This window comes from Rodentibacter rarus (assembly GCF_001998965.1).
In the GTDB taxonomy this organism is placed as follows: Bacteria; Pseudomonadota; Gammaproteobacteria; order Enterobacterales; family Pasteurellaceae; genus Rodentibacter; species Rodentibacter rarus.
The window spans coordinates 25,114-37,234 of sequence record NZ_MLHJ01000026.1 but is presented as its reverse complement, the minus strand read 5'-3'; the positions used below and the strand labels follow the sequence as shown (position 1 = coordinate 37,234).

The 12,121-nt window shown below is 42.2% G+C and carries 7 protein-coding genes, 1 tRNA gene and 1 pseudogene; 6 read left to right on the top strand and 3 right to left on the bottom strand.

The window, feature by feature from the left end:
• Positions 1-150: 150 nt before the first annotated feature.
• Positions 151-1,554: a MocR-like pyridoxine biosynthesis transcription factor PdxR gene (gene pdxR, locus BKK50_RS03955; protein WP_077415523.1), complete on the bottom strand. Its 1,404-nt coding sequence runs from the start codon at positions 1,552-1,554 to the stop codon at positions 151-153.
• Positions 1,555-1,657: 103 nt separating this feature from the next.
• Here pdxR and pdxS point away from each other — a divergent pair, with 103 nt between their 5' ends.
• Positions 1,658-2,548 (top strand): pyridoxal 5'-phosphate synthase lyase subunit PdxS, encoded by an 891-nt coding sequence (pdxS, locus tag BKK50_RS03950; RefSeq protein WP_077415520.1) that lies wholly within the window; start codon positions 1,658-1,660, stop codon positions 2,546-2,548.
• Position 2,549: 1 nt separating this feature from the next.
• Positions 2,550-3,134, top strand: coding sequence for a pyridoxal 5'-phosphate synthase glutaminase subunit PdxT (gene pdxT / locus BKK50_RS03945; RefSeq protein WP_077415518.1), 585 nt, complete (start codon positions 2,550-2,552; stop codon positions 3,132-3,134).
• Positions 3,135-3,299: 165 nt separating this feature from the next.
• On the opposite strand, the gene BKK50_RS03940 is transcribed toward pdxT, so the two are convergent.
• Complete coding sequence (locus BKK50_RS03940; RefSeq protein WP_077415516.1) at positions 3,300-4,331, bottom strand: branched-chain amino acid aminotransferase; 1,032 nt, start codon at positions 4,329-4,331, stop codon at positions 3,300-3,302.
• Positions 4,332-4,801: 470 nt separating this feature from the next.
• On the opposite strand from BKK50_RS03940, the gene BKK50_RS03935 reads away from it, so the two are divergent.
• Both BKK50_RS03935 and rlmM read left to right on the top strand, forming a co-directional pair.
• A complete protein-coding gene (locus tag BKK50_RS03935) occupies positions 4,802-5,695 on the top strand; it encodes a transcriptional regulator GcvA (RefSeq protein ID WP_077415514.1) in 894 nt (297 codons plus the stop codon).
• A complete protein-coding gene (gene rlmM / locus BKK50_RS03930; RefSeq protein WP_077415512.1) occupies positions 5,688-6,776 on the top strand; it encodes a 23S rRNA (cytidine(2498)-2'-O)-methyltransferase RlmM in 1,089 nt (362 codons plus the stop codon). Before BKK50_RS03935 ends, rlmM begins: the two co-directional genes overlap by 8 nt.
• Positions 6,777-6,861: 85 nt before the next feature.
• On the opposite strand, the gene BKK50_RS03925 is transcribed toward rlmM, so the two are convergent.
• Positions 6,862-6,938, bottom strand: a tRNA-Met gene (locus BKK50_RS03925).
• 316 nt (positions 6,939-7,254) lie between these two features.
• Between BKK50_RS03925 and BKK50_RS03920 the strand changes: the two genes are divergently transcribed.
• The gene (locus tag BKK50_RS03920) at positions 7,255-9,018 is read left to right on the top strand and encodes a ShlB/FhaC/HecB family hemolysin secretion/activation protein (protein WP_077415510.1); all 1,764 of its coding nucleotides are present in this window, start codon (positions 7,255-7,257) and stop codon (positions 9,016-9,018) included.
• A gap of 28 nt (positions 9,019-9,046) precedes the next feature.
• Positions 9,047-11,626 (top strand): annotated as a pseudogene (locus BKK50_RS03915) (two-partner secretion domain-containing protein); the annotation flags it as partial.
• Positions 11,627-12,121 lie beyond the last annotated feature (495 nt).

The window sequence follows — 12,121 nt, the reverse complement described above, 5'->3', positions numbered from 1 at the left end:
GTGTGTCCCTACAAGATAACAAAAAAGTAATGTTGTGCAACTGCTGCATAATACCGGATTTTTTTATGACTAAATACAACTAACTTTTCAAACAACAGGCTGGCGAATTTTATTTTCAACAAAATAAAATCGCTCACCGGCAAGCCCAAGTTACGCTTTTATCCAAATTTTCAAGAGATGATTGACTCCCTCTATCAATGATTGCTCAGATAAATGTCCAAATCCTAAGCTAAAGAGTGTTCTTTGTTGATAATAAACCGGGTAAATAATCATCGCTTTTTGTTTGGCTAAACCTACTAATTCATCCAATGAACGAGATTCATTGAGTAATTCGATGAGTAAATGAAATCCGGAATTTTCCCCATAGTATCGGATATGCTTTTTATAGGGCGCTAATAACTGGCAAAGCAGTTCCATTTTTTTCCGATAGATTTTTCGCATACGATGAATATGTTTTTCAAAATAGCCTTCTTGAATAAATGTTGCCAATCTTTGTTGCTCAAAACGAGAAATCGGACAGTGGAAATAGGCGCAATATTGCTGATAAAAGGCGAATAATTGTGGGGGTAATACCATAAAAGTAATACGTAACGAAGGCATAAGTAGTTTAGAAAATGACCCTAAATAAATCACCTTATTATGTTGATCAAGGCTTTTTAATGCCGGGATCGGTTTGCCTTTATAACGAAATTCACTGTCGTAATCATCTTCAATAATAAATCGATCGGGTTGTTCATTTGCCCATTCCAACAAGGTTTGCCGTTGCGAGATAGGAATAATTTCGCCAAAGGGATATAAGTTAGAGGGCGTAATATAAGCGATATTGATCTTTTGTTTTGCTAAGAAAGTTAAATCTAATTGATATTGCGAATTAAGAGGAAGTTTGATCTGATTTTTTTGATAAAGGGTTAATATTTTTTCTACTTTAGGATAGCCATAATCTTCTATCGCATAATTAAGAGATTGATGAGGATAGAGCTGGTTAAAAAGTAAAATTAAATGTTGAATACAGTATTCAAAACCGGCGCCAATCATTATATGTTCTGCTTGACAATGAATTCCTCTTGAAGCCGAAAGGTAATGTGCAATTTGTTGACGTAAATTGAGATCACCCAGTGGATCATTGAGGGTTAATAAATGTTGCTGTGAGGTGTGGTAAAGCATTTGACCGCTTTTTTTCCATTGCTGAAAAGGAAAATGCTGAGTGTCAATGCGATTGGGATTAAAGTCAATCCACTTATCATTCATCGGTAAATGCTGATGCTTGCTCTGCACTGTAGGAGGGGATTGGGGAAAAGTGAATTCCGATTGGAAACAAACATAAAATCCCCGTCTTGGTTGAGTGTCGATATAACCTTCTGCAATCAGTTGGGCATAGGCATTTTCTACAGTGTTTTGGCTAATGCGCAAATGTTGGCAAAGCTTGCGTTTAGAAGGGAGTTTATCGCCAATGCTTAATTCCTGCTGGTGAATGGCTTGTTTAATTTTTTGGTAAAGCTGTTCGTAGAGGGGGAGTTTGGCATTTTTATCCAGATGGTAAGCAATTTTCTGCATAATCTGACCTCATCATTTTATCTAAAATTGACACTTTTAATCATATCTGTTCTTGTGCAAAATGCCAGTCGTTTTTTTATCAATACTAAAAAGGAGAAGCAGTATGACTTACACAGTAATAGGGTCAGACATCGTAAAACGTGGTATGGCGCAAATGCAAAAGGGCGGTGTGATTATGGATGTGATCAATGCCGAGCAAGCACGCATTGCAGAAGCCGCAGGGGCAGTGGCAGTGATGGCATTAGAGCGTGTACCTTCTGATATTCGTGCAGCAGGTGGGGTGGCAAGAATGGCGAACCCGAAAATTATTAAAGAGGTGGTGAATGCCGTTTCTATTCCTGTGATGGCAAAAGCACGAATTGGGCATATCACAGAGGCCAGGGTGTTGGAAGCCATGGGGGTTGATTATATTGATGAAAGTGAAGTATTAACCCCGGCGGATGAGGAATTTCATCTACTCAAAAGTGAATATAAGGTTCCTTTTGTTTGTGGTTGTCGTGATTTAGGCGAAGCATTACGCCGTATTGGTGAAGGGGCATCTATGTTGAGAACAAAAGGTGAACCGGGGACAGGCAATATCGTTGAAGCCGTTCGCCATATACGGAAAGTGAATGCACAGGTGCGTAAAGTTGTTGCTATGAGCCATGATGAATTGATGACAGAGGCAAAAAATCTTGGCGCACCTTTTGAGTTATTATTACAAATCAAAACCTTAGGGAAATTACCGGTGGTAAATTTTGCGGCAGGTGGTGTTGCTACACCGGCAGATGCAGCATTAATGATGGAATTAGGGGCTGATGGCGTCTTTGTCGGATCGGGAATTTTTAAATCGGAAAACCCTGAAAAATTTGCGCGGGCTATTGTTGAAGCCACCACCCATTATCAAGACTACGATTTGATAGCCCGCTTATCGGAAGATTTAGGTGAAGCCATGAAAGGCATTGAAATTTCACGCTTATCAGCCGCAGAAAGAATGCAGGATCGTGGTTGGTAAAATGAAAAGTTATGCAAATTTAACCGTTGGCGTATTGGCATTACAGGGAGCCGTGAGTGAACATTGCCAGCAAATTGAACAGCTTGGCGCTAAGTCAGTAATGGTGAAAAATCCGGAGGATTTAACCCTCTGCGATGGCTTGGTTTTACCCGGTGGCGAAAGCACGGCGATGGGTAAGTTAATGCGAAAAAATGGCTTATTTGAAGTCATTAAAACTTTCCACGCACAAGGAAAAGGCATATTCGGGACTTGTGCTGGAATGATTTTATTAGCAAAACAGCTTAAAGATGATCCAACAGTGCATTTAGGGCTGATGGATATTGAAGTGCAACGCAATGCTTTTGGTCGGCAAATTGACAGTTTTCAGACGGATCTTATGATAAGCGGTTTCTCAGCCCCTTTTCCTGCTGTTTTTATTCGAGCCCCCTATATTGTGAATTTTAATGGGGAAAAGGTGGAAAGTTTGGCTGAGTTTGATGGGAATACGGTATTAGCAAGGCAAGATAATTTGCTCGCTTGCGCTTTCCATCCGGAATTGACGGCAAATACGGCAATTATGGAATTATTTTTGGGGATGTTACGATAAGAAAAGGATTTCTTCCTCGTCAATAATGCGCTTATTAAATAAAAAGAAGGACTAAGTTCTGTTAAATCTAGAAACTTAGTCCTTTTATTTAATGTCTCTTTCTTGTTTAGGTCAGATTATTTCAAACCTACTTCAATGCCTGCTAGGATTTAGAATTTCTCTTAATTATTCCACTTTTACTATCCAGCCTTCCGGGGCTTCAATATCACCGAATTGAATACCGGTAAGTTCATCATAGAGTTTACGGGTAACCGGACCGACTTCCGTTTCTGAATAGAAAACATGGAATTTATCTTTGTGTTGAATACCGCCCACCGGCGAAATCACTGCTGCGGTACCACAAGCACCGGCTTCGGCAAATTGATCAAGTTGATCGATATACACATCCCCCTCAATGGCTTCCATTCCCAAGCGTTCTTTCGCAATATAAAGTAACGAATATTTCGTGATACTCGGTAAGATGGATTCCGATATTGGCGTGATAAATTTGTTGTCTTTGGTAATGCCGAAGAAATTTGCTGCCCCCACTTCTTCAATTTTAGTATGGGTTTTCGGATCAAGATAAATCGCATCGGCAAATTTGCGTCCTTCATCACCCTGTTCCACCGCTAATTCGTGAGGAAGTAAACTTGCTGCATAGTTCCCACCGACTTTCACACCACCGGTACCCATCGGTGCGGCACGGTCGTATTCGGTGGTGATGAAATTAGAAGGCGTTAATCCCCCTTTGAAATAAGCCCCTACCGGACAACAGAAAACAGAGAAAATAAATTCCGGTGCGGCTTTCACACCGATGTTTTCACCTACACCAATGAGGAATGGACGTAAATATAAGGTTGCACCGGAACCATAAGGTCCCACCCATTGTTCATTTGCTTTGACGACTTCTTTACAGGCTCGAACGAATAATTCCGTAGGAACTTGTGGCATTAAGAGACGATCTGCGGTGTGTTGCATACGTTTTGCATTTTCGTCAGGACGGAATAAGTTAATTGAGTCGTCTTTACAACGGTAGGCCTTTAGACCTTCAAAACATTGCTGACCGTAGTGAAGTGCGGTTGAACCTTCGTGAATATGTAAAGTATTATCTGTGGTTAGTTTTCCTTCATCCCATTGACCATTTTTCCAATGGGCAATAAAACGATAGTCGGTTTTAATATAATTAAAACCCAAATTATGCCAATCTAAGTCTTTCATTTTGCTTCCCTTTATTTATTGTGTGAATGAAATGGTGCTAATCTACATCATTATTCTGAGCATTTAAACCTTAAAGCAGAAATTTTTTATGATTTTTAGCATTTATAGAGGAGGGGAAAATCTCATAAAGTGAAAGAAGAAAAAAAAGAAGTGTGTTAAAATCCCACACAAAAAAAACGCCACCCCTAATGAGCAGCGTCTAACCAAAAGGTTTAAATAATACAGGAAGTAAAGGAGTAACTTATTTCGTTACTCAAGTTCGGTTTCCCGAACTCTATGCAAACACAACATCATACTTAAGTCCGAAACTCATTAACTAGTAAGGAATTACCAATCATTAAGTATGTGCGCATTGTAGGAAGTGGTAATAAGAAGAACAAATGATGTTTTTTTATTTGATGGATTAGAAAAAATAATCCGAAAGAAAACCCGCCTATTATAAGATGAAAAAATTCTCTTTGGAAATCACTATGTATAAACGTTTGCCCCCCTTGAATTCACTGAAGTCCTTTGAATCTGCCGCCCGGCATTTGAGTTTTACAAAAGCGGCTGATGAACTTTTTGTGACCCAAGCAGCGGTGAGTCATCAAATAAAACTGTTAGAAGATTTTTTAGGCGTTGAATTATTTAAACGTAAAAATCGAGCCTTAGAATTAACGGAGTTTGGTCAAGCCTATTTTGTCGATATTAATAAAATTTTGCGTAAACTTAATGAGGCAACGGAAAAGTTATTCATATTAAAAAACGATCCTCACCTGAGTATTGGTGTGCCACAAACCTTTGGGATTCAATGGCTTGTTCCGCATCTCAGTGAATTTAATCGGCTTCATCCCAAAATTGAAGTACGCTTAAAAGGGCTGGATCAGGATGAAGGATTACTCAATAAAGAAATTGATCTTGCGATTTATTATGGCAAAGGAAACTGGCAAAATTTGCAGGTGGATCGCTTGGGTAAAGAGAATTTGCTGATTTTAGCCTCGCCTGAATTACTGGCAAAAAATCCCATTCATTGTAAAGAAGATTTAAAATTCCACACCTTAATTCATACTCATACCCGAGATAATTGGCGTGCGATGGCGGATTATCTGGCATTAGATGAATTAAATATCCTGCAAGGCCCCTTATTTAGCCATACTTTTATGGCATTGCAGGCGGCTATCCACGGACAGGGTATTGTGTTATCAAATCGCTTGCTGGCATTACAAGAAATTGAACAGGGATCGTTGAAAGTCGTTTTCCCAACAGATTTGCCTGATCCCAAATCCTTTTATGTGGTGAATCACCTTGATCGCCTTGATGATGAACAAATCCAAGCCTTTCGCCATTGGATTATTAATGCAATAAAAAATGAAGAAAATGAATAAACTCGCTTTGTATTGTCGTCCCGGTTTTGAAAAAGAAGTGGCGGCAGAAATAACGGATCACGCAGCAGATTTAGGTATATTTGGCTTTGCCCGAGTACAAGAACATTCGGGCTATGTGCTGTTTGAATGCTATCAGCCTAATGAAGCGGATCGTTTAGCACGCGAAATCCCCTTTAATCAGCTCATTTTTGCCCGCCAAATGTTGGTGGTATCCAATCTATTGGAAAACCTTGATCCTGCGGATCGTATTAGCCCGATTATTTCAGCCTTTGAAGCCTTATCAGCACAAGTGAATTTTCAGCCATCAAGCCACCTTTTTGTCGAAATGGCGGATACCAATGAATCCAAATCCCTTTCCACCTTTTGTCGAAAATTTACCGTGCCATTACGTCAAGCCTTGAAAAAGAAAGGCTGGTTAATGGCGAGTACGCCTCAAAAGAGCGGTCTGTTTTTGCATTGTTTTTTTGTGAAACCAAATAGTTGCTATGTAGGCTATTCTTATACCAATAACCATTCCGAGCATTTTATGGGGATTCCCCGTTTGAAATTTCCTGCTGATGCGCCAAGTCGTTCTACCTTGAAATTAGAAGAAGCGATATTGACCTTTATTCCTAGAAAGGACGAGGAAAAGTGTTTAAATGGCAATATGGTAGGTGTTGATTTGGGAGCCTGTCCGGGAGGTTGGACATACCAATTAGTCAAACGTGGCTTATTTGTTTATGCGGTGGATCACGGAAAAATGGCGGAAAGTTTGTATGAAACCGGTCGTATTGAACATTGTGCGGAAGACGGTTTTAAGTTTCAGCCACCAAAACGCAAAAAAGTGGATTGGTTGGTCTGCGATATGGTAGAGCAGCCAAGCCGCATCGCCAATTTAATTGGTAAATGGCTGGTGAACGGCTGGTGTCGTGAAACGATTTTTAATTTAAAACTGCCGATGAAAAAACGCTATCAAGAAGTGATGCAATGCTTAGAAAATCTCACAGAAATGCTGAATAAGCAAAATTTGAGTTTTGAGATCCAAGCAAAACATCTCTACCACGATAGAGAAGAAATTACCGTACATATTGTGCTTAAATGAGAAAAAGCCTTTTTCCTACAGAGGAAAAGGGCTTTTATGGAAAAAGAAAAGAAAAAAGCATCGACAAAATCGATGCTTTAAAATTTGGTTGCGGGGGCCGGATTTGAACCGACGGCCTTCGGGTTATGAGCCCGACGAGCTACCAAGCTGCTCCACCCCGCGTCTGACGGTGTGCACTATACGCTATTCAAAAAATTTTGCAAGCTTTCAACAAAAGTTTATTGTGTATTTGCCGTCAAAATAAACAAAATGTTTACAAATTAAACATTGTTGATGTTATTGAATAAGACGTAATTACTATAAAAAATACCTGTACCTGATGGTATTTTATTTATGACTGCTAACGATAAGCCAATGAATGGCGACATTCTCAAAATATCCCTATTTTTTATATGATTTTTATTGTTAAAACTTGAATTTTGTTCTTTATTTAAGTATTTTGTGGTTAATATTTACCCAATAATGAATCATCTTATTTATGAAACTCTCCTTTTCTTTTTTAACCCTAAGTCCCCTCTTTATTTTTCCTTCTTTTCTCTATGCCGTGCCAAATCGTTTACCAACAGAAGCGGAAAAACAAGTTATCGCAAGGCAGCAACAGCAACAAGTTGAGCTAAATAGTGAAATCCAAGCCCGGCAAGTGCACACTCCCCATATTAGCCTTGAGGCGGAGAAAATATCATCAACGGCATTTCCTCGACAAGAAGCACAATGTTTCCCCATTCATCAACTCGTTCTTACCGATTTTAATGCAAATGAAGCTAACCCTAAATTTATTCAACCCAGCCGCTTTCATTGGGCGTTAAATGCCATTTATGCCGAGCGTGATTTTGCGTTGCCGACTTGCATTGGTGCGGAGGGGATTAATGTCTTATTGCGCCGTATTCAAAACCGCTTAATTGATTTTGGTTATGTGAGTACGCGTGTATTGGTTGAACCGCAGGATTTGCGTTCGGGAATGTTGGTGTTGACAGTAATTCCGGGCAAAGTCGGACATATTCAATTACAAGATCAAAGTGCGCTCCCTTTTGCGACACGAGGTACGCTGTGGTTTGCGATGCCGATGGCACAAGGGGATATTTTAAATGTGCGTGATATTGAGCAAGGGTTAGAAAATTTAAAACGCATACCCAGTGCCGATGCGAATATTGAATTGATACCAAGTGAAGAAGTGGGCGAAACGGATGTGGTGATTCAATATAAACAAACCTTACCTTTCCATTTAACCTTGGGGCTGGATGATTCCGGTACCAAAGCCACAGGACGTTTACAAGGTTTCGCCACCTTTTCGTGGGACAATGTTTTCACTTTAAATGATATGTTCTATATCAGCGGCACACGCAGTTTTAAACGAGATAGTGATAATGCAGAGGGGGATTACGGCAGTCAAAACGTCAGCCTTTATTATTCCATTCCGTGGAAAAATTATTTACTCACCCTTTCCGGCTCACGTTATACCTATCATCAAACCATTGCCGGTGCCTTTGAATCTTATCAATATTCCGGAGAAAGCCAACAAATGAAAGCCAATCTCAGCCGTTTACTATCCCGTGGTAGTCAATATAAAACCGATATTAATGCGGCGGTATGGGCGAGAAAATCCTCAAATTACATTAATGATACAGAAGTTGAAGTGCAACGCCGAAGAACGGCAGGTTGGGAAGTGGGATTAAATCATACGCACTATATTGGCAATGCGACCCTTCAACTTGGTGCGCACTATAAGCGTGGAACCGGTGCTTATCGAGCCTTACCCGCCCCGGAAGAAACCTTTGGCGAAGGCACATCAAGAATGCAAATTCTCACAGCCTCCATTGATTTCACCTATCCTTTCACCCTTGCCAACCAAGCACTGCGTTTTCACACGAGCTGGAATGCCCAGTGGAATCAAACACCCTTGGTGCAACAAGATAAATTCAGCATTGGCGGACGTTATACGGTGCGGGGTTTTGATGGTGAGCTCACACTTTCCGGCGAACGGGGTTGGCTGTGGCGTAACGAATTGGCTTGGAATATGATGAACAAAGGACACGAACTTTATCTTGGTCTAGATAAAGGCGTGGTGCGTTCTCATCAAGAAGAGCTTCAGCTGGGGAATCGTCTCACCGGTGGGGTGATTGGGCTTCGAGGAAAAGTTTGGGGCATCAACTATGAATACTTTATCGGCACCCCTATCAAAAAGCCGCAAGGTTTTCGCACCAGCCATATGACGACCGGGTTTCACCTCAGTTACCGTTTTTAAACAAATTGACAACGCTAAAGGAAACAATATGAACAAAAACCACTATAAAGTTATTTTCAGCCGTGTATTGAACCGGTTTATTGTTGTGTCCGAACTTGCCAAAACGCAAGGCAAGGCGACCGGTGAAAATCTTGAAAGTGCGGAAACAAAAACAATGTTAAATTCCACCGCACTTTGGGCTTATCCTGTTGCCTGTCTTCTCAAACCCATTCATTTTAGCCTGATGGTTGCTTTAGGTTTTGTTTATCTAGCCCCAAACAGTGCACAAGCCGATGTTGATATGGCGATTCGAGCGGATAAATCCGCCCCGGGCCATCAACAGCCGACAGTGTTGCAAACGGCAAACGGACTGCCGCAAGTCAATATTCAAATGCCGAGTGCCGGCGGGGTATCCCGTAACCAATATTCGCAATTTGATGTGGCGGAAAAAGGGGCGGTGTTAAATAACGCCCGAAAAGCCACCCAAAGCCAAATGGCAGGTTGGGTGCAAGGCAATCCGAACCTTGCCCGTGGCGAAGCCAAAGTGATTTTAAATGAAGTCAATTCTGCTAACCCAAGTCGTTTGAAAGGCTATGTGGAAGTGGCGGGTAAAAAAGCGGACGTGGTGATAGCGAACCCTTCGGGGATTCATTGTGAAGGCTGCGGCGTGATAAATGCCGGCAGAACCACGATGACGACAGGAAACGCCCGGTTAGAAAATGGCGAGCTCAAAGGCTTTGATGTTAACAAGGGGAAAGTGACGGTAGCCGGTAAAGGAATGGATAACTCGCAATCGGATTACACGGACATTATTGCGGAAAAAGTGAAAATTGATGGCGGGGTGTGGTCGAAAAAAGGGATTAAGGTGACTACGGGAAAAAACCGTGTCAACCGCACCAATGATTCGGTGGTTTATGTGGGGGATAAAAACAGGGGTGAAACAGACCGCACTTCTAAGTCTCAGGCGCATCGGCAAGACGACCAAAGCTACGCTGTGGATGTCAGCCAACTGGGCGGGATGTATGCCGAACGAATTCACCTGGTGGACCATGGAAATGGATTGGGGGTACGCAATGCGGGACATATTGGGGCAAGTGCGGGGAATGTACAGATTGATAGTCAGGGGCGGATTGTTAATAGCGGAACGATAAGTAGCCGACAACACACTCAAATTCATACACAATCAGACCTTATACAAAAGGGTAACGTTGAGACGGCGCAAGGGGATGTGGATATTCACGCCAAAAGTAAAATTGAACAAACGGGCTCAACCATTGCGGGTGGGCATATTCGCTATCGTGCGACCTTGGTTGAGGCTTCAACATCTTCTATATTGGCGGCAGGTATTGAGGAAAGAGGTAAACCTCGTGAGGTTAATAACACCTCATCAAGAAAAAATCTTGAGATTAACGCTACTCAACATACTGTAGCAAAAGGGAAAAATATTGCTTCAGGCAAAATAGATATTCAAGCCGGCAAAGTGGAGGCAAGTGAAAGCCAAACCCATGGATATGATGTGCGTTTTGTCGCTCGTCAGAATGGTATTAAAGTGAACCGGGCCACGCTAACCGCGGAAAATGAGTTGGCGTTTCATACGCCTTCAACGCTCTCAACCGAACAGGCGGATTTAAAAGCGGATTGGATTAACACCACAGCACAACGCATAGAAAATTACGGTGGGCGTTGGGCAAGCCAAGGGGAGCGTGATTTTACACTGAATTTAGAAAAAGGTTTAAATAACGAAAAAGGCTTGATGTTTGCCGGTGGCAATATGGCATTGAATCAAAGGGGAGAGTTCCTTAATAATGCACAAGGCCGTTTATTGAGTGGGAAAGATTTAATCATCAATGCCCAATCTTTGGATAATCAGGCGGGGCTTGTGGTAGCAGAGGGTTCGGCAACATTGATGATTAGCCAGGCTATTCAAAACCGAAAAGTGAGTGATGTTGGCTCTCTTATTCAAGCACAAAATAGCTTAGGCGAGATTGCCAACAATGCTATCAGTATTGCGACTTATGAAGAGCGGGAGAAAATCAACAAGCTCGGGCTTGAGAAGTTTAAGCTGGAAGAGAAGTATGGCAAAAACCACCCTCAAGCCCAACAGCTTGGAGAACAAATCAACCAAATCCAAGAGAATATCGACCGCACTTATGGCATAGGCAGCCCGAATGGGATGGCAATCGGTGCGGTGACGGCAGCGCTTCAGGCAGCGGCACAAAACGACACGAATGGTGCAATCGTGGCACTTGCTTCGCCTTATCTCAACAAGCAAATCCACGATATGACGAAGGAGAACACGGCAAAAGACAAGGCAACCAACCTGATAGCCCACGCCTTGCTTTCGGCGGTAGAGTTCCAAGTCACGGGCAAAGACCCGCTGACGGGGGCGGTTGCAGGCGTAACGGGTGAAGCCACGGCGACAATACTGACTAAAGCCCTTTATGACAAAACGCCGGACCAACTAACGGCAAGTGAGAAAGAGAATATCAGCACCTTGAGCCAAGTGGCAGGTGGATTGGCAGGCGCATTGACAGCGAAAGCCAATGGCAGCACAGACCAACAAGGCGGCTCGTTCCTCACTGCAACGGCAGGCACGGACACGGCGAAACGGGCGGCGGAGAATAATTTCTTTGATGTTGACCCTCATCAAGAGCGCTTGGATGATATCAAACTCTTTGCGAAATTGTATTTCAACGGCGATGAAGAAAAAGCAGAAGCCTATTATGACGCAATGCAACAAGGCAAATCGAAAGGCGTTAAAGATAACGTGGTTGAAACGGCGGAAGCTATCTTAAATCTTGATGAAACCGTAAAATCGCTTGCTTATGCAATCACCCATCCGAATGAAGTGATAGAGCAAGTCTATGTTTCAATGGATGAATGGAATCAACAATATGAATACGCGGTAAAACATGACCCTGCGTTAGCAGGCGAAATGCAAGGCTATATTTTGGGTAACTTCGGTTCAACCCCGGTTAGCGGAATGGTTGTTGGTGCGGCGGGGGCGAAGTTGTTGCAGAAATCGGCGGGATTGGTGAAGAAAGGGGTTGAAAAAACGGGGCTATTACCTAATTGGGCAAATGCTAATTCAAACTTGCCGATTGTTGGAGAAGTTGCAGGTTAT